The 25,445-nt window shown below is 59.3% G+C and carries 19 protein-coding genes; 6 read left to right on the plus strand and 13 right to left on the minus strand.

Annotated elements, in window-relative coordinates; all coding sequences use genetic code 11:
• Positions 1–74: 74 nt before the first annotated feature.
• Together QF039_RS11980 and QF039_RS11985 are read right to left on the minus strand one after the other, a co-directional pair.
• Positions 75–1,175, minus strand: a complete 1,101-nt coding sequence (locus tag QF039_RS11980) for a P1 family peptidase (protein ID WP_003217115.1) — start codon at positions 1,173–1,175, stop codon at positions 75–77.
• A 9-nt stretch (positions 1,176–1,184) separates the two neighbouring features.
• Positions 1,185–2,549 carry an APC family permease gene (locus QF039_RS11985; RefSeq protein WP_177021716.1) on the minus strand — a complete coding sequence of 455 codons (1,365 nt, stop codon included), beginning with the start codon at positions 2,547–2,549 and terminating at the stop codon, positions 1,185–1,187.
• 197 nt (positions 2,550–2,746) lie between these two features.
• Here QF039_RS11985 and QF039_RS11990 point away from each other — a divergent pair, with 197 nt between their 5' ends.
• Complete coding sequence (locus QF039_RS11990) at positions 2,747–3,541, plus strand: helix-turn-helix transcriptional regulator (protein WP_008433783.1); 795 nt, start codon at positions 2,747–2,749, stop codon at positions 3,539–3,541.
• A gap of 104 nt (positions 3,542–3,645) precedes the next feature.
• Here the strand turns inward: QF039_RS11990 and QF039_RS11995 are convergent, their stop codons facing one another.
• From QF039_RS11995 to QF039_RS12010, 4 genes are read right to left on the minus strand one after another with little or no spacing between them, the layout of a single operon-like run.
• Positions 3,646–4,725 (minus strand): polyamine ABC transporter substrate-binding protein, encoded by a 1,080-nt coding sequence (locus tag QF039_RS11995; RefSeq protein WP_177020827.1) that lies wholly within the window; start codon positions 4,723–4,725, stop codon positions 3,646–3,648.
• Between the two features lie 60 nt (positions 4,726–4,785).
• On the minus strand, positions 4,786–5,127 hold the full coding sequence (locus QF039_RS12000; protein ID WP_307518301.1) for a cupin domain-containing protein: 342 nt from the start codon (positions 5,125–5,127) through the stop codon (positions 4,786–4,788).
• Between the two features lie 27 nt (positions 5,128–5,154).
• Complete coding sequence (locus tag QF039_RS12005; RefSeq protein ID WP_087694414.1) at positions 5,155–6,561, minus strand: FAD-binding oxidoreductase; 1,407 nt, start codon at positions 6,559–6,561, stop codon at positions 5,155–5,157.
• A gap of 49 nt (positions 6,562–6,610) precedes the next feature.
• Positions 6,611–7,426, minus strand: a complete 816-nt coding sequence (locus QF039_RS12010) for an AraC family transcriptional regulator (RefSeq protein ID WP_307518304.1) — start codon at positions 7,424–7,426, stop codon at positions 6,611–6,613.
• Positions 7,427–7,687: 261 nt separating this feature from the next.
• Between QF039_RS12010 and QF039_RS12015 the strand changes: the two genes are divergently transcribed.
• The gene (locus tag QF039_RS12015) at positions 7,688–7,960 is read left to right on the plus strand and encodes a DUF1652 domain-containing protein (RefSeq protein ID WP_003217129.1); all 273 of its coding nucleotides are present in this window, start codon (positions 7,688–7,690) and stop codon (positions 7,958–7,960) included.
• A gap of 148 nt (positions 7,961–8,108) precedes the next feature.
• Here QF039_RS12015 and QF039_RS12020 read toward each other — a convergent pair whose 3' ends face one another.
• Positions 8,109–10,577: a UvrD-helicase domain-containing protein gene (locus QF039_RS12020; RefSeq protein ID WP_307518308.1), complete on the minus strand. Its 2,469-nt coding sequence runs from the start codon at positions 10,575–10,577 to the stop codon at positions 8,109–8,111.
• A 218-nt stretch (positions 10,578–10,795) separates the two neighbouring features.
• On the opposite strand from QF039_RS12020, the gene QF039_RS12025 reads away from it, so the two are divergent.
• Positions 10,796–11,491 (plus strand): pirin family protein, encoded by a 696-nt coding sequence (locus tag QF039_RS12025; RefSeq protein ID WP_003217133.1) that lies wholly within the window; start codon positions 10,796–10,798, stop codon positions 11,489–11,491.
• Positions 11,492–11,618: 127 nt separating this feature from the next.
• Here QF039_RS12025 and pgm read toward each other — a convergent pair whose 3' ends face one another.
• From pgm to QF039_RS12045, 4 genes are all read right to left on the minus strand, one after another.
• Positions 11,619–13,265 (minus strand): phosphoglucomutase (alpha-D-glucose-1,6-bisphosphate-dependent), encoded by a 1,647-nt coding sequence (pgm, locus tag QF039_RS12030; protein WP_307518311.1) that lies wholly within the window; start codon positions 13,263–13,265, stop codon positions 11,619–11,621.
• A 99-nt stretch (positions 13,266–13,364) separates the two neighbouring features.
• A complete protein-coding gene (locus QF039_RS12035) occupies positions 13,365–14,777 on the minus strand; it encodes a PLP-dependent aminotransferase family protein (protein ID WP_177054026.1) in 1,413 nt (470 codons plus the stop codon).
• Between the two features lie 24 nt (positions 14,778–14,801).
• Positions 14,802–16,223, minus strand: a complete 1,422-nt coding sequence (locus QF039_RS12040) for a hypothetical protein (protein WP_307518312.1) — start codon at positions 16,221–16,223, stop codon at positions 14,802–14,804.
• 651 nt (positions 16,224–16,874) lie between these two features.
• Entirely contained in the window at positions 16,875–17,897 is a 1,023-nt protein-coding gene (locus QF039_RS12045; protein WP_003217140.1) for a zinc-dependent alcohol dehydrogenase family protein, read from the minus strand.
• A 248-nt stretch (positions 17,898–18,145) separates the two neighbouring features.
• Here QF039_RS12045 and QF039_RS12050 point away from each other — a divergent pair, with 248 nt between their 5' ends.
• Together QF039_RS12050 and QF039_RS12055 are read left to right on the plus strand one after the other, a co-directional pair.
• Positions 18,146–19,060, plus strand: a complete 915-nt coding sequence (locus tag QF039_RS12050; RefSeq protein ID WP_003217142.1) for a LysR family transcriptional regulator — start codon at positions 18,146–18,148, stop codon at positions 19,058–19,060.
• A gap of 153 nt (positions 19,061–19,213) precedes the next feature.
• Positions 19,214–20,482, plus strand: coding sequence for a site-specific integrase (locus tag QF039_RS12055; protein WP_307518318.1), 1,269 nt, complete (start codon positions 19,214–19,216; stop codon positions 20,480–20,482).
• 1,158 nt (positions 20,483–21,640) lie between these two features.
• Here the strand turns inward: QF039_RS12055 and QF039_RS12060 are convergent.
• A complete protein-coding gene (locus QF039_RS12060; RefSeq protein ID WP_307518320.1) occupies positions 21,641–22,372 on the minus strand; it encodes an SDR family NAD(P)-dependent oxidoreductase in 732 nt (243 codons plus the stop codon).
• A 741-nt stretch (positions 22,373–23,113) separates the two neighbouring features.
• Here QF039_RS12060 and QF039_RS12065 point away from each other — a divergent pair.
• Positions 23,114–23,614 carry a GNAT family N-acetyltransferase gene (locus tag QF039_RS12065; protein WP_307518322.1) on the plus strand — a complete coding sequence of 167 codons (501 nt, stop codon included), beginning with the start codon at positions 23,114–23,116 and terminating at the stop codon, positions 23,612–23,614.
• A 311-nt stretch (positions 23,615–23,925) separates the two neighbouring features.
• Here QF039_RS12065 and QF039_RS12070 read toward each other — a convergent pair whose 3' ends face one another.
• Positions 23,926–25,437 (minus strand): efflux transporter outer membrane subunit, encoded by a 1,512-nt coding sequence (locus QF039_RS12070; protein ID WP_307518324.1) that lies wholly within the window; start codon positions 25,435–25,437, stop codon positions 23,926–23,928.
• Between the last annotated feature and the right edge of the window lie 8 nt (positions 25,438–25,445).

A 25,445-nucleotide genomic window follows, 5' to 3' on the forward strand; every position in this document is an offset into this window, starting at 1 on the left:
CCGTGTCATTGTTAGTATTGATTGGCCACTATTTAAGTGTTTGTCCCGTATTACCGGGACAAGACTTAGTTTACTTACTGGCCGCGCCAGCCGGTTTGGCGCAATGCCTGCAGGAGTGTGTGGGCATCCAGCGCGGGCACCCGCACACCCTGGTCGGTGGTCATGTCTTCGCCGGCCACTATGGCATTAATGATCGCCTCTTCCACGGCCTCCGCCGCCGCGCTGAACAGCGGTGAAATGTGGTCGTTATTGACCATTTGCAGGGCTGTGCTGAGGGGCGAGCCCTTGCGCCCGTAGTCGGCCACCGGCAAATCCTGATTGCCGGTGGCGAACGCCAGGAACAGGTCCCCGCTGGAGTCCTCGGTACCGCCACCCGTGCGCGCAATCCCGATGGACGCGCGTTGTGCCAGGCGCTGGCATTGATGGGGCAGCAACGGCGCATCGGTGGCGATGATCACCACGATGGAGCCCATGCCGGGTGTGCCGCGATCGGCAAAGGGTGACGGGATGTCCATCAATTGCCGGCCTACCGGGTAACCATCCACGCGCAGTTCCTGACGCTTGCCATGGTTGGCCTGCACCAGCACACCGACGGTCCAGCCACCCTGCTCCGCCGGCAAGCGCCGTGACGCGGTACCGATGCCCCCCTTGAACTCATGGCAGATCATCCCGGTGCCGCCGCCCACGGCGCCCTCCGCCACCGGCCCGGATTCGGCGTTGGCCAGCGCCTCGCGCACATGCTCCGGGCCGACGTGCTGGCCCCAGATATCGTTGAGCAAGCCGTCGTAGGTTTCCATCACCACCGGCATGCACCAGTACACGGCGGGGTCTTCGAGGCTTTCGCGCTCCAGGGCGATCAGCGTGTCGCGCACAATCCCGATGCTGTGGGTGTTGGTGATCGCCAGCGGCGTGGTCAGCAACCCCGATTCGCTGATCCACTCAAGGCCCGTGGCGTCGCCATTGCCGTTGAGCACGTGGTAGCCGGCAAAACATGGCTGATACCGCGCGGCACCGGCCCGGGGCTGGATCGCCGTCACGCCGGTACGTACCTGTTTGCCGTCGATGCGGGTCTTGATCGTACTGTGGCCGACCCGAACCCCTGGAACGTCGGTGATGGCATTCAACTCACCGGGCGTACCCAGTCCCAAGGTGATGCCCAATTGACGTGCACGCATAACCACTCCTTACAATTTCTGAAACGCCGGACTCAACCGGCCACTGATGCAATACAGGATCACCGACAGTGCCAACAGGCCGATGATAATCATGATGTCGCGAACCGAGGCGGCAATCGCCAGGGTCACCAACAGGTAGCCGGCGCCCAGCACCGCCAGCAAGGCCGGCACCGGCCACAACGGCATGCGATACGGGTGCTCGCGGTCACGCAGCAACACCCGGCTCATCAACGCGCTCAACGCCACGATCAGGTACACCAGCATGATCAGCAGCACGCTGAAAGACGTCAGGTCCGCCAGGTTGGAGCTGAAGCTGAGCAATGCCGAAGGGACCGCCAGGAACAGCGTAGCCAACCACGGGGAATCCCAGCGTGGATGAATCCGGGTGAAGAGTTTGTTGATGGTGGGTGTCCACAGCGCATCGCGGCCGCTGCTGAACACCACCCGGCCAATCTGGATGACGATGGCGACGATGGCGTTGAACACCGACAGGAAGATCCCGGCGCTGACCAGCCGCGACAGGGTTTCGTTACCGTGGCTGGTCAGCAGGTAGCCGATCGGGTCGGGGCTGCTGATCATCGCGCTGAGGGATGGCGCACCGATCAGCAAGGCGGTGATCGGCACCAGCTCGATGACCACCACCAGGCCCAGGGACCACAACACCGCCTTGTGCACGCCCTTGCCGCCGCACTTCATGTCTTCGGCCAGCAATACGGCGGGACCGTAGCCATTGAACGAGAACAGGCCGATGCCCACCGCGCCGATGACCAGCGCCCAGGGCGCCAGGTGCAGCACGCCGTTCTCGACGATTTGCGGTTGCAACAGCACGCTGACCGGCTGCACCGGGTTGCCGAAGCCGATAAACACGATCACCAGCAACGCCGCCACTTCCAGCAGCAGGCAGGTGCCGGTGATCCAGGCATTCAGCTTGATATTGAGGATGCCCAGGGCGTAGCTGCACACCACAATCACCAGGGCCACGGTTTGCGAATCGAATTGGGTGCCGAGGGCGTTATTCAGGTAAGTCGCCGCCCCGGTGGCCAGTACCGGCGGGATAAACAGCAGCATCACCAGTACCGTGAGGAACGTCGCGTAGCCGGCCATGCCGCCGAACACCCGCTTGGCATACACGTATTCGCCGCCGGCGCTGTTGTGGGCACGCCCGAGTTCGGCGTAGCAAAAGGCGAACATCAGCGCGAGCAAGGCGGCCATCACAAAGGCCAGGAACACCCCGCTGCCGGCCTGCTGGATGGCAAACGGCGCAATCACGAACACTGAACTGGCCGGGGTGACCGCCGAGACGGTGATGGCCACTACATCGAATACGCTCAGGGTGGGTTTCAGCACGCCGTCGGGCGTGGAAGGAGCACTCATATCGTTATCCTCTTGATTGTTCTTGGTTTGAGGCAGAAACGAAAAGGTGAAGCGGCGCAGGGTATGTTCCCCACTGACTGACGGCCAACTTAAACACTCTGTGTAGATCGGCCAATTCCCCTATTGGAGTACTCCCCTTGACGCCGCCGGGCAAAAGTCGAACCCTTGCGGCCTGAATCCTTAGCGTGGAGCTGCACATGAGCCTGTTCAGGGAAGTCGGCATGCACGCGGGCCTGGGGCGTACCGTCGCACAGATCGGCACCGGGCGTTTCTGGAAGCAACTGGTGCTGTTGCTGCACCAATGCCTGCCCTTCGACAATGCCCTGGCGATCTTCTACCCCGCCGATGGCCCGCCCGAAGCGCTGGAAGAATACGACGCACAACCGAGCAGCAAACCGGCGTCGATGCTGGTTTATCTGAATGGCTTGTACCTGTTGGACCCGTTTTTCCAGGCGTGTCGCGAGGGGTATGCCAGTGGCGTGTACCGCCTTGAGGAAGTGGCGCCGGATCATTTTCGCCAGAGTGAATACTTCCTCAATTACTTCCACGACAACGTGCTGGAAGACGAGGTGCAATTCATCCTGCAATTGCCGGGTGCGGGGACGTTATCGCTGTCGTTGGGAATGCAGCGGTTGTTTACCGGCGAGGAAACGGGGTTGATGACCATGCTCGCGGCCTGGGTGTTGCCGTTGATGCAGCAGCATTGGCAGCAAAGCACCCAGCGAGTGGCCGCGCCGGCGGAAATGGCCAGCCAGATACGGGACGCGTTGAGTCATTTCGGCTGTGGCGTGTTGTCGGAACGGGAGCTAGAAATAGCGCGATTGGTGTTGCGTGGGTTTTCGTCAAAAGCCATGGCCGAACGGCTGAATATCTCGCCGGATACGGTCAAGGTTCACCGCCGGCACCTGTATGCCAAGCTGGATATCTCGTCGCAGCCGGAGCTGTTTTCGTTGTTTATCCAGTCGTTGGGGCATGACTTGGAGAATCCTTGATTCCGCGGCGTGGGAACGCCGCCCTGGACGCTCCGCGTGCGCTTTTGAAGTCGTGACGCGGAGCGTCACAGGATGCATTCCCACGCGGAGCGTGGGAACGAGCATCAACGGCCGGTACGAATGGTGTTCCACACCCGCGTACGAATCCGGTCGATGTTCAGTGGCATTGCTTCCAGTGCGAACAACTTGCCCATCATTTCCGGACTTGGGTACACCTTGGTGTCGCTCTTGATTGCCGGGTCCACCAGGCTGTCCGCCGCGGCATTGCCGTTGGCGTAATGCACGTAGTTGGTGATGCTGGCCATCACTTCCGGGCGCAGCAGGTAGTTCATGAACGCATAGCCGGCTTTTTCATCCGGGGCATCGGCGGGCATGGCGACCATGTCGAACCAGATGGCGGCGCCTTCCTTGGGAATGTTGTAGCCGATATTCACGCCATTCCTGGCTTCCTTGGCGCGGCTTTCGGCCTGGAGGATGTCGCCGGAGAAGCCGACGGCCACGCAGATGTCGCCGTTGGCCAGGTCGGCGGTGTATTTCGAGGAGTGGAAATACGCCACGTATGGCCGCACTTTCATCAGCAGGTCCTCGGCCTTTTTGTAGTCTTCCGCCTTTTTGCTGTGGTGCGGCAGGCCCAGGTAGTTGAGCGCCGCCGGCAGCAGCTCCGGGCCGTTGTCGAGGATGGCGACGCCACACTTCTGCAGTTTTTGCATGTTCTCGGGCTTGAAGATCAGGTCCCAGGAATCCACTGGGGCGTTGTCGCCGAGTACCGCCTTGACCTTGTCGATGTTGTAGCCGATACCGGTGCTGCCCCACAGGTACGGAAAGCCGTGGGCATTGCCCGGGTCGTTGTTTTCCAGGGCCTTGAGCAGCACCGGGTTGAGGTTCTTCCAGTTGGGCAACTGGCTCTTGTCGAGTTTCTTCAGCGCCCCGCCCTGGATCTGCCGGGCCATGAAGTGGTTGGAGGGGAACACCACGTCATAGCCGGATTTGCCGGTCATCAACTTGCCGTCGAGGGTTTCGTTGCTGTCGTACACGTCGTAGGTGAAACCGATGCCGGTTTCTTTCTGGAAGTTCCTGGTGGTGTCGGGGGCGATATAGTCCGACCAGTTGTAGATCTTCACCGTCTCGGCGGCTTGGCTGAGGGTGGCGACGAATACCAGCGGCAACAGGGCAATGGGTCTCATGGTTCGATTTCCTGGCGGTTTTAGGGCTGTTTTTATGGCAGGCGATCAAAGATCAAAGAATCAGAGGATCAGTACATAGGTCTTGCGCACGGTTTCATGGATGTCCCAGATACCGGTGCTGTTGGCCGGCAACATCAGTGCGTCGCCGGCTTCTATGTGGAGCATTTCCCCGTTGTCGGGGGTGAAGGTGCAGCGTCCCTGGATAAAGTGGCAAAACTCCTGGGCTTTGATCTGCCGGCGCCAGCGCCCGGGCGTGCATTCCCAGATGCCGGTTTCGACGCCGTCGCTACGTTCCACGCTCAAGGTCGAGGCCACCGCCACCGGTGTGCCCAGTGGCACGGCGACGGGCGAGGAGTCCGGCAAATGGGCGCTGAGTGTGTCTTTGAACTGGGTAATGCTCATGTTCATACCTGTGGTGATTGAAACGACTTAGTGCATGAAACCTTCCATGAACCCGGCAACCCCGCTGGCCAGTTTGCGGCGCCACGGGGCGGTATTGGGGTTGGCCAACACCTGGTCCTCATGCACAAAACTGCGGATGATCGCGTTGTAGCCCAGCCAGCGGCAGGGTTCCGGTTCCCAGGCCTTGAGCCCGTCCAGCCGGCCCGGCTGAATCACCCATGGCTGGCGAACCAACGGCGTATCGAGCCCCAGGATCAAGTCCGCCAGGGTGCGGCCACCGAGGTTGCTGGCGCCTACGCCCTCGCCGCCGTAACCACCGGCCAGGGCGATGCCTGCCGCGTGATCGCAGAGCATGTGCGGCTTGAAGCGCCGGGACATGCCCAGGTTGCCGCCCCAGGCGTGGGTGATCCGGACTTTCTTGAGCTGCGGGAACAGTTCGCCGAACAGGTAGCGACGCAGCTCGACTTCGCTGTCGGTGAGATCGAAGTTGTGCCGCAACTTGCCGGCAAACTGATAACCCCCGCGAGCGCCGAACACCAGGCGGTTGTCCGCCGAACGCTGGCCGTAAGTCACTTGCCGGCTGCTCTCGCCAAACGCCTGGCCACGATTCAGGCCGATCTCGTCCCAAGTGCTGGCCGGCAACGGCTCGGTGGCAACGATCAGGCTTTGCACCGGCAACTGATAGCGCCCCAGCGGAGCCAGCGTGGTGGCATACCCTTCCACCGCCGGCACCACCCAGGAGGCGCGCACCGAGGCTTTGTCCGTGCGCAGGCTGCCGGACTGCCAATGGGTGACGGGACTGTTTTCGTAGATCTTGACGCCCATCCGCTCCACCAACCGCGCCAGGCCGCGCACCAGCTTGGCCGGGTGAATCGTGGCAACGTGGGGTGCATAGATGCCGCCATAAGGCTTGGCGATACGGATCTGCTCGGCCAGTTGTTGCGGGCCGAGCCAACGGTAATCGTCGTCGGTCAGGCCCTGGCTGTGAAGTTTGGCCAGGTATGCACGCAGGGTGGCTTCCTGTTCGGGGTAGCGCGCGGCGCAATACAGCACACCACCCTTGCGGTAGTCGCAGTCGATGCCTTCGCGCTCGATCACTTGCGCGACTTCGTCGGGGATGGCGTGCAGCAGGTCGAACGAGGCCCGGCGCTGTTCCGGGGTCAGGCCGGCCAACAGGCGGTCCTCTCCCAGCAGGTTGCCCATCAGCCAGCCGCCGTTACGGCCCGAGGCACCGAACCCGGCGGTTTGCGCCTCGATGATTGCGATTTTCAGCTCGGGCGCCTGGCGCTTCAGGTAATACGCGGTCCAGAGCCCGGTGTAGCCGGCGCCGATGATGGCCACGTTGACGTCCAAGTCCTGCTCCAGGGACGCGCGTGCCAGCAGCGGCTCGTCCAGCTGGTCCATCCATAAACTGATATTGCGCCATGCAGGCATGCCAAGCTCCACCACCACACTTCGATGGCAGTGATCCTAGAGCCTGGCCTCAGGGGCTGTCTTGCGCGCGTGCACGCAGGGAAATTTGTTTGACGTAGGCCTTTGGCGACTGGCCGGTGTGCTGGCGGAAGCTGCTGTAGAACGCCGACGTCGAATTGAAGCCGGCGGCAAACGCCAGTTCGTCGATGCGGATCGGCGGCGCGGCCATTTCCAGTGCAGCCAGCAAATGCTGGAGGCGTGCCTGGTTGACGTAGCGATAAAAACTTTGCCCCAGCACCTGGTTCAACAGGTAGGAAATCTGGTTGCGGCTATACCCGCACTCCTTCGCCACCCGTTGCAGGTCCAGCTCGGGGTCCAGATAGGGTTGCTGGCGCTCGAAGTACTGTTGCAGGTCGTTGGCCATGTAGCTCAGTTGCTGCGGCGACAGGCCCAGGCGGCTGACGGTCGGGCGTGTGGTCTCGCGGCGGCTGGCAGACTGCTCGTGGACCAGGGAGGCGTACTCGTTGACCCGCCAGATCAAGCCATCGCGCACGGTAATCGCTTCGCTGGTGCGAAACGACACCAGGCCCTGGCCGCCACGCAAGGTGATGCGGTATTGGATGAACGCGGTGTCGCCGTCGGCGCGGATGCGGTCGGTGTGTTCGATCGCTTCGTCGGCGCCACGGGGCATGCTGGCTTGCAGGTATTCGCGCAGCTCGCCGGCACCCACCACGCGGTTCTGGAAGAAATCGTGGTACTGGATGTCCGGATGGTAGTACGACATCACTCCATGCAGGTCCCGATCCCGCCAGCACAGATGGTGACGCAGTACCAGCTTGGCCGTAGCTTGGGTTTTCTGGGAGTCATCCGGAATGATGTCTTGCATTGAGCGCTCTACGCCGGTGAAAAAAGAGGCAGCTTGCCCAACTGCCCGTACCCGCTCAACGGCCATTTGATATTTCCGACTAATGGCCTTTCGCTTAATACCACGCAGCACGTGACCCATATCAACGTTATTGAAAACAACTGCCGGACGGGACGAAAAAACTCCCATGCCCGATGCGAACGAATGCTATTTTTAATGCTCACGACGGCCAGGACCAGTGACGGTCATGGCGCCCCTGCAGCGAGCTAAAGGAAGCGCTCAATGAACAAGGTGGGCAACATGAACAAAGTGACATTCCCCAATGCCTGCCAGTTGATGCGCTGGCACTTTCATCCCATGGGCTTTGAGGCGAGCATGGATGCTCCCGGCAGTATGATCGCCCGCCTGTTCGACCGCGCCAGCGGGGAAACCCTGATTGCAATTGCCGGTATCCCTTGCGCCACGGTGATGAACGCTGCTGACGTGGAGCGGATCATCGAGGCGGTTGAGGATGAACTGGAGTCGTTTGTGCCGCCGCTGTCGCTACGGGCTTGATCTGGAGAAGCAGGTATCCTGTGGCGAGGGAGCTTGCTCCCGCTGGAGTGCGCAGCGCTCCCAGGATTTTGGGGCTGCTACGCAACCCAGCGGGAGCAAGCTCCCTCGCCACAGCAAGCTCCCTCACCACAGGATTCAACGTCACCCCTTATGATTTGCTGATGCGCTGGTCGTCAAAAAACGGTTTGTCCCCGGCAACCCGGTCCGAAGCCCTTGGCACATTCACCCCTTGGCCATCCTGGCCGTCGACATACCAATAGCAATGGCTCACCGCCCGGGTAATGCCCACGTAGGCCAGGCGCAGCACTTCGTCTTTCTGCGCGCTGTCGTAAGCTTCGGTATCGCCGTCCTTGCCCAGTCCTGCCATGCGGTAGACCTGGTTCTTGTACGGCGAACTGGTCAAGTGCTGGCAGTCGCCCAGCAGGAATACCGCATCCGCTTGCAGGCCCTTGGCGCTGTGATAAGTCAGTTGCTTGAGCCGACGGCTGCCGTACGGCAAACTAGAATCCACATTAACTACCGACTGAATATGCTCTTGCATCAATGACTTATCGCTGATTTTTCGATACAGCATTAATACCGAGTCACCCTTTTGATAGTGCGCCAGCAGTTGTTGGCCCAGCGCCGCATCGTCACGGTCACGCACCGTGACCGGCACCAACTCCTTCGCGGTTCCACTGGCCTTGGCTTTCTTGCCGCTGATGGCCGGGGCCGCCCGCACAATGTGCTCGGCAGCATCGATCACGTGCTGATGGCTGCGGTAGTTCTCGCCCAGCATCACCCGGGTGGTCGTGGGTGACGGGAACTCCTTGTTGAACTCCATGAAATACTTGGGCGAACTGCCACGCCAGCCATAGATCGACTGCCAGTCATCGCCCACGCACAACAGCGAAGAGCGCTGGGCCCCACGCCCCACGTGCATGGCCGGCCCGCGGCTGCGGATCTCCCGCAGGCTGGCCCGGATCCACGAGACGATCTGCGGCGATACGTCCTGGAATTCGTCGATCATCAGGTGCGACATCGGCCGTAGCAGCGGGTCGCTGAGCAACTTCAGGTTCTCCGGGGTGTTTTCGCCAAACAGCGAGAACATCCGGTTGTAGGTCATGACCGGTGGCGACTGGTCCAGCAAGTGATCTTCGAGGGCCTTCCAGAAAATGCTCAGTGCCTCGAAGTAAAAACGGTCTGGATCATCCTTGGCAAAACTCATCTTGCCCACGGCGGTGGGCACATCCAGCCCGAGGTTCTCGATGAACCCGGCGGCGGCAACAAAGCTGTCCAGCAACGGTGCCGAACCCAGCTCGCCCTTGACCTTGTAATCGAAGCCCGGGCCCGCTGTTGCGTCACCTGCCAGGCTGCTTAAAAGCCGCTTGGAAGACTCGTAGCTTTCTAGCCATATCAATGGCTTACGGCAGAAAGCTTGAAATAGGGTTCGCTTTACAGCCCATTCGGCACGTACTGACAGCTTGGACCCGGGTCGACTGACCTGGGCATTTTCCCGCGGGTCGAAGCCCAGTACGACCCAGGCATCCAGTTCGGCAATGTAACCATGGCAGTGAAACTTCGCGCCGTTGATATCGAACGTCTGGCGATTGGGCTCGATGCCCTTGATCGGCCAGGCGCCGGCACGAAACCACAGGTCTTCGATCACATCGCAGAGTTCTTCATCGCGCTTGGCCGCCAGTTCGGTCACCGCCACGCGTTTTTGCACGTCCGGGTGATCGCGCTCCAGCTCCTTGAGTTGCAGGGCATGGCGCGCCAGCGGGGCGATCAGTTCGCGGAAGCGTTCATGGCGGCCATGCAGCCGGTGATAGCAGGCATTCAGTTGCTGGCGCTGGGCGTCGTTGATCCGCAATTCGAAAGGGTTGCTGTCGGCCTCATCAAAGTCCGCTTCGGTCCGCGCATTGAGGTTCTCGAACGCCTGCAGCCGCTCAAGGCCCGGCAGGCTGCGCACCATTGGCAGGATGCGTGAGTGAAAGGTCCGCACCACCGCTTGCGCGTCTTTCATACCAAGGGGTTGGCCCCACAAGGCGAGAATTTCCATGAGCTTGTTGATGAAGTCCTTGCGCGACTCACGGGTAAAGGTCACCACCGTCATCGAGCTCAGCTCGAAGCCCAGGTAATGGGTCAGCAGCAGGATACGCAGCACCAGCGAGGTGGATTTACCCGCGCCGGCGCCGGCGATCACCGAGGTGGACGGCGTATCGCTGAAGATCATCTTCCATTGCGCCGCACTCGGCTGGGCATGGGCCGGCAGCAGGCGCGCCACATCAGCCTTGATGCGTTTTTTCAACTCGGCGGTCAGCGGCAGGCGCCAATCATCGAACAGGTTGTCGTCAACACCCGGCGCAGTGTGCTCATCCGGCCGGAAGTCACGAATCAGCAGGACCTGGCGGCCTTCTTCGATACCATCCGCCTTGCCTTCCTTATAGCCATACTCCACGCCGGCCGTGTGGCCACTGCGAAAGCCGTCGGCCTGGCCATGCAGCCATGAGAAACGGTGCTGTGCCCGCAGGCGCGTCAGGCCGTGACCGAATAATCGGGCGGCGAGCCGTTTCAACAGGGGCATTTCGGCCAGTGGCCGCAGTTCGGGAGGCAGATCGGGGGTGTGTTGCGGCACGCGGACTCCTGCGATGCTTTAACTCGGACAAGAGCCCTATGGTCGCCGCAAATGCCCCACAGTTCCAGCCAATTGCTTTGCGCTCATGCAGTTAGGCGATGAAGTGAAGACAAGTCCTGAGCATCGGCATCGAAGCATTCGATAGGAATCCAGCATTTTTTACGCTTTTTATCGATCTGGCGCTGCTGGATGATGGCTCCCATCCACAGGAGACGATCATGCTTGAACTTCGACCTTTCAACACCCTGGGCGGCGCCAATCACGGTTGGCTGGACGCTCACCACCACTTCTCGTTTGCCGAATACCATGACCCCAAGCGCATGCACTGGGGCAACCTGCGGGTGTGGAACGATGACCTCATCGCACCGGGCACCGGCTTCCCGCAGCACCCGCACCGGGACATGGAAATCATCACCTATGTGCGTGAAGGCGCCATCAGCCATGCCGACAACCTGGGCAACCAGGGCCGCACCGAGGCCGGCGACGTCCAGGTAATGAGCGCCGGCACCGGGATCGCCCACAGCGAGTACAACCTGGAAGCTACGCCGACCAAGATTTTCCAGATCTGGATCATTCCCAATGAGGCCGGTTTGCCGCCGTCGTGGGGCGCTAAGCCGTTTCCGAAGGGTGACCGCGAAGGGTTTGTGACCCTGGCCAGTGGCAAGGCCGGAGACAGCGAAAGCCTGCGGATTCGGGCCGATGCACGCTTGGTAGCGGCAAACCTGAAAGCCGGTGAAAGTGCCGAGTATCGGCTGGACAACGGACGCCGGGCGTACCTGGTACCGGCCACCGGGGTGATTGAAGTCAATGGCTTGCGTGCACAAGCTCGAGACGGTGTGGCGGTTGAGGATGAGCAGGTACTGCGGGTGACAGCGGTTGAGGACAGCGAGATCGTCTTGGTCGACCTCGCCTGACCGAGCTTGAATGTGGTGAGGGAGCTTGCTCCCGCTGGGGTGCGAAGCGCCCCCAAAAATGGGACTGCTGCGCAGTCCGGCGGGAGCAAGCTCCCTCGCCACAGGTTAATCAGTCATAGGCTGGGTATCAGTTAGCCGAGATCGCCACGTCTACCAACACCTGGGCCTCTTCCACCAGTTGCTTGAGGTGATCTTCGCCGATAAAGCTCTCTGCGTAGATCTTGTAGATGTCCTCGGTGCCCGATGGCCGTGCGGCGAACCAGCCGTTTTCAGTCATGACTTTCAGCCCGCCGATCGCCTGGTCATTGCCCGGCGCGTGGCTGAGGATCTGCTGGATGCTTTCCCCCGCCAACTGCGTGGACGTCACCTGGTCTGGCGACAGCTTGCCCAACAAGGCCTTCTGCGCCGGAGTCGCCTTGGCATCCACCCGAATGGCGAACGGCTCACCCAGTGCATCGGTCAGCCCGCGATAAATCTGGCTTGGGTCCTGGCCTTTGCGCGAGGTCATTTCCGCCGCCAGCAGCGCCGGGATCAAACCGTCCTTGTCAGTGCTCCACACGCTGCCGTCCTTGCGCAGGAACGAGGCGCCGGCACTTTCTTCGCCACCAAAACCCAGCGAACCGTCAAACAGGCCATCGGCAAACCACTTGAAGCCCACCGGCACTTCGTACAGGCGACGGCCAATGCGCTTGGCCACGCGATCAATCAAGCCGCTGCTGACCACGGTCTTGCCCACCGCAGCATCAGCGCGCCATTCGGGGCGGTTCTGGAACAGGTAGTCGATGGACACGGCCAAGTAGTTGTTCGGCGCCAGCAAGCCACCGGACGGCGTCACGATGCCATGGCGGTCGTGGTCCGGGTCGCAGGCGAATGCCACGTCATAACGGTCCTTGAGGCCGATCAACCCCTGCATGGCGTAGCTGGAGGACGGGTCCATGCGGATCTGGCCGTCCCAGTCGACGCTCATGAAGCGGAAGGTCGAATCCACTTCGGTGTTCACCACGTCGAGGTTCAGGCGGTGATGCTCGGCGATGGCCGACCAGTAGCGCACCCCTGCTCCGCCCAGCGGATCGACGCCGAGGCGCAAGCCAGCGTTGCGGATGGCATCGAAGTCGATGACGTTGACCAGATCGGCCACGTAGGTGTTGAGGTAGTCGTGGCGATGAGTGGTGTCGGCCTTCAGCGCCTGGGCATGGGTGATGCGCTTGACCCCGGCCAGCTTATTGGCCAGCAGTTCGTTAGCCTTGGCTTCGATCCACTTGGTGATGTGGGTGTCGGCCGGGCCGCCGTTGGGCGGGTTGTACTTGTAGCCGCCGCTTTGTGGCGGGTTGTGGGACGGCGTGATCACGATGCCGTCGGCCAAACCACTGGTGCGGCCGCGGTTGTAGCAAATGATGGCGTGGGAAATCGCCGGTGTCGGGGTGTACTCATCGCCTTCGGCGAGCATCACGTGCACGCCATTGGCGGCCAGCACTTCCAGCGCACTGGCGCCGGCCGGGGTGGACAACGCGTGGGTGTCGAGGCCGACAAACAGCGGGCCGTTGATGCCCTGGGCTTCACGGTACAGGCAAATGGCCTGGCTGATGGCAAGCACGTGCCATTCATTGAAGCTCAGGTCGAACGAGCTGCCGCGGTGTCCGGAGGTACCAAAGGCGACGCGCTGGGTGGAGATCGCTGCATCAGGCTGGCCGGTGTAATAGGCCGTTACCAGTCGCGGGATGTCTACCAGCAATTGAGCTGGTGCCGGCTTGCCCGCAAAAGGACTGAGAGTCATGCATAAACCTCGGAAAGAGAAGGATTCGGAAAAAAGTGCAGTTTACTGGGACTTGGACTGCTCCGCGACGTTATAAATCCTACAGCAATCAGCGAAATTTCATTCAGTGCCGGTCTGTGCCTGCCTGAGCGCCAGAGCCAGCTCATCCAGGGCATTCTCCAGATTATGGGCGCCGTCAACGGCATGGCTCAGCCGCAGATGCTGGCAGTGCAGGCCACTGAGGCTGAACAACTCCCCCGGCGCAATCACCACCTGCCGGGTGAGCAGGCGCTGGAACACCTGGCGCATATCCACCGGGGCCTCTGAGCGCAACCAGAAGGTCGCGCCAGCGACGGGCATTCGGTAGCTCACCTGGTTGCCCAGATGCGTGTCCAGCCGCAGGCCCATGAGCCGGGCCTGCTCTTTGAGTTGCGGTCGCAACTCCCGCAGATGCTGGTCGATGCGCCCGCTTTGATAGAGCCGCGCAATCGCGCGCTGGCGGATAGAGGACAACCGGAATGCGCGCAACAGGAACTGGCGCTGCAGCTCGCCGCTGAGGTGGCGCGACAGCAAATAGCCAAACGGCGCTTCCGGCCCGAGCATCTTCTCGAACGTGGAAAACACCATCAGCCGCTCGGGATTGGCCAGGTCCCGTAACGCGGTGATTGGCTGCCCGAAGCCGAGGTCACCATGGCTGTCATTTTCTAACAACCAACAGCCATGCTGGTCCAGCAATCGCACTAGCTGCAGGCGGTCATGGGTGGACAGGACTACGCCGGACGGCAGGCTGACACCGGATGACAGCAACGCCAGCTGCACCGGCTCGGTGCTGAGCAATTGCTCGAACAACGCCAGGTCCAGGCCGTCGTCCGCCGTGAATGGCAATTCGAGAACCCTCACGCCTGCCCCCTGCAACAACCGCAGGATCAGCCAGTCACACGGGGATTCGACGATGATCGCAGCGCCCTTGAGACCCAGCACCTCGATCAGGATTTCCAGTACCCCGCGCAAGTCGGCGCCGATGTATACCTCGTCCGCCTGCCAGCAACGGGTCGGCGACGAGGTATAGCGCGCCGCGAGCGTCGCCCGCAGTTCCCACACGCCACAGGGCTGCGACCATGGCTGCAGATGATGCGGGTAATGCCGCAACAGTTCGCGCTCGAGCAGCAACAGCGCTGCGTCCAGTGACGCCGCAAGTGCCGGCTCATCGGCGCTGAGCACGCGCATTCCCGGACGTCGCGCACTGGCATAGAGGCGCTCCAGCAGGTCGCCACCGCTGCTACCTGGCGGTTTATTCAACACCGGCCAGGCGTAGTAGCCCGACTTGGGCACCGAGTACACCCGGCCCTCCTTCTCGAGCAACGAATAAGCGTATTGAATGGTCGAGATCGACACATTCAGGCGCTCCGCCAGCTGCCGCAATGATGGCAGTTTTACCCGGGCATCCGTGCCCACCTCGCCGATGAGATTGATCATGTAGCGATACACCGCCTGGTAGGCGAAGTCGGTTTGCCGGTCGTCCCTGAGGTTCATCGCTGGTCACCCGCCGCCACCCGCTTAACGCCCCGCCAGTTGGTAGGCTGCCAGGGCGGGAGCATCTTGCTGTGGCGTCTCGGCCATGCCCGGCACGCCGGTGGCTGGCCGCTTGCGATAGAGATGTTGCAGCAGGTCGATCGGCAACCCGCTGGTGTCGATGGCCCATTGCACCAGCATCTCGGCCACCGGCTTGCCTTGCAGCGCCTTGTGCAGCTCGGGGAGCGCCACCAGCATGCCGGGGTGGCATTGGCGCAAAAAGCTTTCGAGGCGCTCGCCGTGACGGATAAACGGCGAAAACATCAGGCAGTTCAGTTGGGTTTCATCCAATCCGAACAGCGCCTGGGCGTAGTCGGCCGCCAGCGCTCGGCCATCCTGGGTCGCTGCCTGGGCAATCAGGTGTTCGGGAATCTGCTTGCGCCGCATGAACAGCGCGGCCTGCTGCATGAAGCCCTGTGCGCCCTCCTCGTAATCCAGTTCCCGCAGGCACTCGGCCTGCAGGCCCCGCAGATGGGCCATCAGCAACGGGTTCGCATAGCTCGCGTGGCTGAAATGAAAGCCAAACTCGTCCGGTTCATAGCCCATGAACTGACGCAACAGCGGCCCGGAGGAGTATTCGGCCGCGTCCTTAAGGTCGGCAGCGCCGATATAGGCCAAGTGGCGATGGTTGTCCGTGTCGGACTTATCGGCGACGGCGTAACGCTCGCCGTAAAGGTCGCAGTAATAGGCGTTGCTCCACTCATCCATGCGCGCGAACAGCCCGCTGAGCACCAGGGGCTGGCGCGGCGGGATCTCTGCACCGCTCGCCAGCGCAGCTTTCTTCAGCCACGCCAGGTACTCCCGCTGCTTGCGCGCGGAGTCACCGCTGACCAGCGCGTGCACGCCGCCATTGCAGGTGGTGACGCGCTGGTAAAAGTCACCGAGGGCCAGGTAGGCGTCGTTGCACAGGGTTTGGCGAAGATCTCCCGAAGTCAGGTGCCCCACCATCAGCATATTGCGCCGGCTGGTGTCGCGCGCCGCACTGGAGGCCGGCCGCAGGTGGTTGAACGGCAAGACTTCCTGATTCTCGACCATCAGCAATTCGACACGCGCATCGTCATGCAGGAACAGCGCGCTGTAGCCGCGATGCAGCGTGTCCAGGGCATTTTGCGACATGCCGGCATGGCGCAAGGTCGCGACCCGCAGTTGAAACGTCCGCGGCGCCCGGCCTGCAAGCGTCAGCTGGGCTGCCCGCAACAACGCCAGGACATAGCTGCTGCCGGCGCCTGCGCCGTGAGCGACCAGCACCTTGTATTCACCGATCCGCTCCATGCCGCCTGCCGCTACCACGATTCGTTGAATCAATAACTGGAGCGAGGTACGTTCTGTTCGAGAGAAATGCCCTATCAAGCGTTGCAATACTTGTTGATAGACATAGTTCATGGCTTGTTCGTGAATAGCGCTCATAGTTCTACTACCTGAGTTGAAATATCAGTTTCGGGCAATCGTTGACGGCATTTGCCTGACCTGTTGTTTCTGTAGGGGCGTTACAACATGTGACATTCAATGGAGATTAGCACCGGGCCCTACCTGCCAAGCCTGCCTTTGGGGGCTTCCAGTCCCGAAAAGGCGCCAAGCCAAGGGGCACGCAGCCCAAACCGAAAGTCTTAGGAACGCTCTGACAACTTCCTACGCTGCTTTAACTTACAAACTAGAGAAACATCCGACATAACCCACTTCAATATTGATGTTCCGGCAAAACAGCCATGGGAAACATTATTGGGCTTGACGGATGTACGGGGTGATTTCATATATTCAATCATTGCTCAATCCTTGAGATAAAAGTGACGGGGCAATTATCGGCACTTGAATAATGATTAACAGATACAGAACGCCGGCTAAAACCGGTTCAGATGGGGGCTTGCATGGGGTATCGAGTGTGCAGACACGACAACGCCGCGCTGGGATTCAGGGCGGCGTCAGGGGCATACATCTGGTTTATCGGGCTGAAGTGCTGAAATCCCGATTCAAGCGGTGGGCAGGTTAAGTCCTGTCAAATGGCGCATTTGCCCCATGCGCCCGGGGGCAGGAATACTCGCTTGAGAATATTCCCACAGATCAAACAGTTTCTACCTGCAAGGCAACCCGTTCACGGCACGGACATTCGTCCATATAGCGGTGCGCTTCAACGAACTGGCTGAACGGAAATACCGTGGTTTTCAGCGGTACCAGCACCTTGTCGGCGGTCAGTTGGTTGATGTCACGCAAGGCTCGCTGCAAGGCCACCTGGTCCTGGATGATGCCCAGTTCCGGTTTGCCGGTGAAGTTGCCGATGCAGTGCACAAAGAACTGAATGTTCTTCTGGAACGCCGCACAGGCCGGAAATGGCGTCTGGTTGCCACCTTGCAGGCCGTACAGCACCAGGCTGCCACGCGGCGCCAGTACATCACCCAGCAACGACATCTGCGGGCCACCCAAGCCATCGAACACCACGTCTACGCCGCGGTTGTCGGTGAACTTGTTGACTTGCATCAGCAGGTCCTGCTCTTCGGTGACGATCACCTTTTCCGCCCCGAGGGACAGCAGGTATTCGCGCTCATCACTGGTCTTGGTGGCGGCAATCACCCGCACCCCCAGGGCTTTGCCCAGCTGCACAAACGATGGGCCGGCACAGTGGCTGGCGTCCGTTACCAGGGCGAATTGCCCGGGTTTGACCCGCGCCAGGTCCATGTACGCAAAGTAGGCAATCAGCAACGGCGTGTAGTGCACGCTGGCTTCGATCGGGCTCAGGACATCCGGGTAGCGGGTCAGCGCCGAGCGCGGCAGGACGATCTGTTCGCCGTACACCGGGTAGTCATTCGGGCTCTCGGCCGGGAAGCTGGCGACCTTGTCACCCACCGCCAGGTCGTCGACACCCTCGCCAACGGCCACAACCACGCCGGCCATTTCATGGCCAAGGCCGGAAGGCAAGCGGGCATGGGACGACGCCAGGTTCTGGCGCCACAGAATGTCGTACCAGCTGATGCCAATCGCCTCGACGCGCACCTGCACTTCGCCCGGTGCGGGCTTAGCGGCTGCATGCTCTTCGCATTTGAGCACCTCGGCCGGACCAAACTTGTGAAAACGGATCGTGCGGGACATCGCAAACCTCGTCAAAGTAACCTCTATTGCCATGAACTCTATCTGGGCTTTCGGGGCAAGACCACCGGTCGCCGTTAATAGTCGACATGCCTGTCATTGATTCCGCACATACGGAAAAGGTGCCAAACCATGTAGGAAAACTGAATTAGCCGGTGCAGAGTACCAGCCTTTCCCCGTAAGATTCATGCCGGTCATTGTTCTTATATGACCGCTCCCGTCAAGTTTACTGACGCCGCCTGGGACACAAGATGAACCGTAACGACCTGCGTCGTGTCGACCTCAACCTGTTGATCGTATTCGAAACCTTGATGCATGAGCGCAGTGTGACCCGCGCTGCCGAGAAACTGTTCCTTGGCCAGCCGGCCATCAGCGCAGCCCTGTCACGCCTGCGCGGCCTGTTCGACGACCCGTTGTTCGTGCGTACCGGACGCAGCATGGAGCCCTCGGCCCGTGCGGTAGAAATCTTCGCCCTGCTCTCCCCGGCCCTGGACTCGATTTCCACGGCCGTCAGCCGCGCCTCCGAATTCGACCCGGCCACCAGCACCGCGGTATTCCGCATCGGCCTGTCGGACGACGTCGAATTCGCCCTGCTGCCGCTGCTGCTCAAGCGCCTGCGGGCCGAAGCCCCCGGCATCGTGCTGGTAGTGCGCCGCGTCAACTACATCCTGATGCCCGGCCTGCTGGCCTCCGGCGAAATCTCCATCGGCGTGAGCTACACCACCGATTTGCCGGCCAACGCCAAACGCAAAGTCCTGCGCCGCAGCAAGCCGATGCTGTTGCGGGCCGACAGCATGCCGGGCTCCATGAGCCTGGATGACTTCTGCGCGCGGCCCCATGCCCTGGTGTCATTCGCCGGGGATTTGAGCGGGTTTCTGGATGAAGAACTGGAAAAACTGGGCCGCAAGCGCCATGTCGTGCTGGCTGTGCCGCAGTTCAATGGGCTGGGGACGTTGCTGGCGGGCACCGATATTGTCGCGACCGTGCCGGACTATGCCGCTGAAGCGTTGACTTCAGCGGGTGGCTTGCGGGCTGAGGAGCCGCCACTGCCGGTGCGCACCTTTGAATTGCACATGGCGTGGCGTGGGTCACAGGACAATGATCCGGGGGAACGGTGGTTAAGGTCGCGGATTCAGATGTTTTTCGGGGACCCCGATAGCCTGTAATGGAATTCCATTAAATTCCATAAAACCGTTTCATAACAAGAAGTTATTGGTTATTTCAGTCCACTGCCGTCTGTCTGAATCCAATGGATTCCACGACTCTCGGGGGCATAATTGGGGGCAAATTTCGGTTCCTTAAAATGGATGCCCCCACCGATGCCCCCAAATAATGCCGTCGTTTTCAAACGAAAACTCAGCGATGCCCTGATCCGCTCACTGACCGAACCCGGCAAACACGCCGATGGCGAAGTCCCTGGCCTCTACTTGGAGGTCAGGGCGTCGAGCAAGGTCGGCAAATCCCCTTCCAAGGTTTGGCGATTGAAGTATCGGCTGCATGGCAAGGAAAACCGCTTCTCCATCGGCGCTTACCCCGATATTGGTCTCAAGGAAGCGCGCGACATCGCCCGCGGCGCACGCCGCGACGTGGCTAACCACATCGCCCCTCTCAGGGCCAAGGCCGCCAAGATCGAGGCCCAGTTGCTCAACGAAGAGCGCACCTTCGAGTATGTTGCCAAGCAATGGTTGGCATTTAAGTCTGCCGAACTGGTGACTAAATCCATCTCAGGGTTTAGCGGAGCGCTGAACAACCACATCTTACCTGCCATTGGTAAAAAACCGGTCACGGAGATCAAGCTGGAGCACATCACCACGATCATTACCGAGCTGCGCCGCCAGCGCACAATGGCCATGGCCCGGCGCGTGCGCACCATCATCCGTGCCGTCTTGGGGTTTGCTGAAGGACGCGGCTGGGTTGAACGCAACGTAGCGCTCAGCAACATTGAGGAATTGAAGATCCGCCATGTCGTCACCAGCAACCCGGCGATCGAAAGGCCAGCCGATCTAGGCAGGTTTCTTCTGCGTCTGGATGACTGCAACGACGGCAGCGTTGCCTCCGCGATGCGCCTCCTGATTATGCTGCCGGTACGCCCAGGCGAACTGGTGCAGATGCGCTGGGAAGATGTCGACTTGGTGGGTGCCGATTGGCGTTATGTGGTGAGCAAGACTAAGCACCTGGACAAGAGCAAACACATCGTGCCGTTGCCTGAGCAAGCCTTGGTTCTGTTACGCGAGCTACATAAAACCCGCGTGGTGGATGAAGAAGGCAAAGGCTGGGTGTTCGTCTCGCCGGTCTATCCGGGGCGCCCCATAAATCCGACCTCCATGCTCAAGTCCTTTCAGCGCATCTGGCCAGAGTACGACATCACAGCCCACGGCTTTCGCGCGACCTACAGGACCATTGCCCACGAGCACTTGGGTATTGACCCCATCGTGCTCGAACTGTCGTTATCCCACCGTATGCCAGGTGCACTGGGGGCTGTGTATGCGCGCGCGCAACTGCTGGTACAGCGCCGGGAGGCGGCTCAGCAGTGGGCGAACTACTTAGACCAATTGCGGCAAAACGCAGCGCGAGCGATTGCAGATTGACGATTCAGCGAAAAAGATCATAGGAGATTGGAGGGGGAACGAGACTCGCATCTGACGTCCGACCCATTGAAATCTAAGGGGTTTATTTTCTTGCCGAAGCCGGAAAAGACTCAATGCTGGACTTGTTTTTGAGGTATTTCAAGAGCAAATTTGGACGTCAACTGCGTAGAATCGTCAGTAGGTGAATCATCGAGACACACCTAAATCCCGCACGCTACCGGCTTTGTGCATGAAACGTCAGTTCCCTACGTCAGCGCTTACGTGGATACGCAAGGTGAACGCCCACCTACCTGGCTCTACGTTGTATAGCCTAAGCAGGCCCAAACCATGCTCGTTCAGGATAAATCATTCCTTCTCAAGAGTCTGATATCTCAGCTCTCAGACGTTGACACCCGGTCACCAGCCTCGCTAACGGGCAACGTAGGCGACAATTTTCTTGGATTGCGTGCCCTTCGCGAGCTGAAGATGATCACAGGTGAATTCAAATACGGAAAGATCACCGATCCGTTAGGATTTCTTTTGACGTCGGCTGTCCATATCCTCCTTAACAAGACGCGGCGCGATGTTCTCCAGCCTCATCGATAACCCTTCTGATCCGCGTCAGCTTGGTCAAGCATTCGCTTGTCACGTCATCTGCTCACTTTTTCGGGCACACTCAAAAGCATACTATTGAATCGCCTCTAGTTTCGTAGACTCATCTGGCTAACCCCTTTTACGCGGTTAGCGAAGGCCTGACTTCGACCGTCGCTATGCATGATCAAGCCTCAGTCTGTTCAGCCATCTCTAGGGCATCATCGACCTCAAGCTCTAGTGTTCCTGACAAGTCTTCCACGTTTGGAAAGGCAAGAATGTCGAGCCAGAGCGACGGTCGCTAAGCGGCCAAAAGCGAACGTCGATCCTGTTCAGCATCTTCTCTAAAAATTGAGCATGAACCTAAGCATTGCGTCATACCCATGACTGTCGCTGCCGAAAACCTGGCGATATCCTGCCAAGACGGTGAATGTAATGCGGGGTTGGCTTGATAGTCCATCCCCACGTTGACCTCGCCCCAGGTGCCCTGGATGTCCGATTCGAACGGAAGGTGGCCGGTCTCGGATGAGAACTCGGTCTTTCGGCTGTCCCTTGAACTCATGCCATATTCAGATCCGGCCATTAACGTTAGACATGCTGGCCACCGTTAACGTGAATCTCTGCGCCGTTTACATAAGAAGCGCCACCGGTGCAAAGGAAGTAGACGAGCGAGGCAACTTCTTCAGGTTTGCCCAGCCGGTTCATCGGCACTAGCCGTTCAACGATTTCCGCAGTGCCTGCGGACAGTATTGAGGTTTCGATTTCTCCAGGTGCGATAGCATTGACCCTTACGCCATGTCGGCCAAAATCAAAGGCCATTTCCCGAGTCAGAGCGGAGAGCGCAGCTTTGGATGTGGAATAAGCGACACCTGCGAACGGGTGCACTTTGGATCCTGCAATAGAGGTAACGTTGATGATGCTGCCTTTTGCAGCTTTCAACTCATCAAACAGCCCCCGCGCAAGGAGGGCCGTAGAAAACAGATTGACATTGAAGACCTTGATCCAGGTTGCATAGTCGGACTCCAGAACACCAAGGCGTGTCCCCTCAGGCCCCTTAGGCGAAACTCCTGCATTGTTTACCAATGCATCCAAGCGTCCGCCCAATTTTTCTCTGATGGCCGCCAGGCTGTCACTGACGCTATCAATATCTTCGAGATCAAGATGAATGTGGTTGAGTAAGCCCTCGGCCCATGGGCATTCAGCTACCCAGTCTTGGCGAGAGGCGGTGAAAATCCTCCACCCAGCGGCTTGAAAGTGTTTAACGGTGGCATGGCCTATGCCACGACTGGCACCGGTCAATAACAATGTCTTCTGGCTCATACATGCATTTACCTATTAGAAAGTTTCGCTTTGTTTTTAAGCGGTCTAGGTCAAAAAAATCGCGATCTTCAATGCGCTACCTTTTGGCAGGGCGTCATGAGAGGCCATGACTCTCATAGCCGCTTTTGTTCGCTGCAAACATCGGGGGGTCCGCTGGAATCCCAAGCACTTTTTGGCCATTTCTCGTTTCCTTGCATTGAAGCGCCTGAACGGTGATGAGCGTCCTTCTCCTAGATGAGGATGAGTCAGTTCGACTCTACGTCTGACTACAGGAGGCGGAAACGACATTTTTCCCTCATTACCGGTCACAGGATGGTCCACTTACGGCGGCACCAAACTGCAGGTTTCTTCAGTCAAGAATCGCGGCTTCGGGGAGTTGGGCCCTAGCCCAGAATCGTAAGTTCGCGAAGGGGCCAAGACCGGTCCCGGTTGGCTGTGGTTTGTTAGGCGCTGCACTCGATTGGCGGCTTGTACGAAGTTGAGCTACTCGCCCGGGATATGAGCGATGGGGATCGGCGGCGCATATCTGCTTAGTCATGCAATGTGAATTCGGCGGACGCATACGAACTGACCTCACAGCTCTGTTGTAGTCCGGCCGAGGCTCCTTGTTTGGTCATTATTCGCGCTCATGGGATCTCGACAGGCTTGCATTCCATAGGCTCACTTCGTAACACTTGAGTTGCGTAGCTGCCTCCCCAGTCATCGGTAGGCGCTAATATCTACCAATACAAGGAGCGATGAATGCGTGTGCGTCCAGCGGTAATGGGTGACTCTGAGGGCATGAGTAGAATCGCGAAGGCTACCTTTTCACTGGCGTGCCCAGCGGACACTCCAGCAGAAGAATTGGAGCGCTACATCAGCGAAAACCTGACCGCGCGTTGTTTTCAGATCGCGCTGGATACGTCAAGCCAAGAGGTGCGAGTGTTGGAGACAGCCGGAGATATTGTGGGTTTCAGTTTGGTCGACTACAAACCAGATCGATTAAACATCCCACTGGCGGATGGCATCCCTGAGTTGACGCGATGCTATGTCGATTCAAAACACCATGGAACCGGTGCCGCACAACTCCTCTTAACTGCGACGCTTACTGGTATTTCAGATCGTATCCGGCTCACGGTGAATGATCAGAATGCCCGCGCAATAGGCTTCTACCAACGTAATGGATTTTTGACAGTAGGAGAAACCCGTTTTCAATGCGGCGATGATGTGCACCGAGACTTGGTGATGGTACGTGAACTGTAGGGTTGGGGTTTTTACGTAGGCGTTCCGGGAAAACAGATTGCGAGAATCCTGCATTCAGGCGATCGGTGCCGAGTACCCAGGTCAGGTCGCCGGTTGCTCACAATGAAAGGTCAAATCGAATGCAAACGCGCAGTCAACTGGAGTGCAATCTTGCGACAGGTAGGCACTCGTCTAATTAGGTAGAGTGTGTTGAGCCGACGCTTACTGCGGTTTGACTCCAGCCGGGAAGTTTCCGTTGGGTTTGAAGCTTAAAAAGCGGGTCAACTTGACCCGCTTTTTAAGCGCAATTCAAAGCCGTCCAAGCTGCGTGATCACCGCTTACGCCCACTGGAGGCAATGCTAGTGTCGGCTCGGTCCCACCCACCACCTAGGGATCTAATCAGGTTCACCGTTGCAATGGCCTGAGTGCCCGTCAGACGGCTCAGTTGCAGTTCAGTTTGTAAGACTTGGCGCTGAGCATCGATAACGTCCAGGTAGCTGATCTGTCCCTCTTCATACTGAGTTTTAGAAAGTCGCTCTGTCCGTCTTGATGCTGCAACAGCTTCGCTTTGATTACCTTTCTGATCATCGAGCAACCTCAGATCTGCAAGGTTGTCTTCTACCTCTCTAAAGGCCACCAATACTTGCTCCCGATACTTCGCAACCTGCTCGTCGTATCTAGCCCTTGCAGAGGCGAGATCTGCTTTCCTCCGACCACCATCAAATATCGGTAACGTCAGCGCCGTTCCCGCAAGGGGGCCTAGTAGAAAAGACCGAGTCGACCAGTCGAACAGATTCCCCAGCGATGACGACTCGAAGCCGGCGGCGGCATTTATGTTAAGCCGCGGGAAAAATGCTGATTTCGCCAATCCGATTTGTGCGTTAGCCGCGGCCATAGCTCTCTCGGCGGCAGCAATATCTGGACGGCGCTCCAGTAGGGCTGATGGTAACCCGATAGGCACCTGGGTCGCGATGGGCTCTATAGGTGAGTCAGGGAAGTCGAAGTCGGCAGGAGACTTACCCAACAACACTGCAAGACTATGTTCTGACGTCGCACGCAGCCGTGCGATCCCTACCGAGTCCGCCCTCGCGGTCGATAGTTCGTTGCGCGCTCGCGAGAGGTCAAGTTCGCTTATGTCGCCCTCTTTGAATCGCCCCTCTACTAATTTCAGGGTGTTTTCACGCAGGGTGACCGTGCGACGAAATAGTCGAAGTTGGTTGTCGTACTCACGCAGCTCGAAATAATTTTTAGCCACGTCAGCTTGGAGGGCTAATAGCACAGAACGATACAGCGCCTCGTTCTGTGCTTGATTTGCGAGCGCGGTGTTCACTTGTGAATCCACCTTCCCGAACAGGTCTACCTCGTAAGAGGCTGTCGCCTGCGCCCGCCAAAGAGTCTGCGTGGACCCACTCGCATCGTCAGACAACAATTGTGAGGCAGGAGACAGGCGTTCACGCGTAGGACCAAATCCCGCATCTAGGGACGGGAACCATCCCGCTCGGGCTGATCGGGTCAAGGCTCTCGATTGCTGGACTCGTGCGGCAGCCGCCTTCAGATTCTGATTAGCCTCTGCGGCTTGCCGCTCCAGGTCGTTTAGCACCGGATCGCCAAAGACTAGCCACCATTCCCCACGATGCTCGGCATCGGCCGGCTCAGCGTTTTTCCAGGCGCTATCTTTGGACAATGATGCTTGCTTCTGTTCAGCCGAAGCTTCCTTGAACGCCTGCGGAGTCGGGACGTCGGGGCGGTTGTATGTCGGCTCCACAGAGCATGCTGATAGAAGCGATAGCAGCGCTGAGGAAGTTAGCAGTCCAAAAATACACTTTTTGGGTAATTGGATCATTCGTTTGG

This window comes from Pseudomonas sp. W2I6, from assembly GCF_030815935.1.
Taxonomy (GTDB): Bacteria; Pseudomonadota; Gammaproteobacteria; order Pseudomonadales; family Pseudomonadaceae; genus Aquipseudomonas.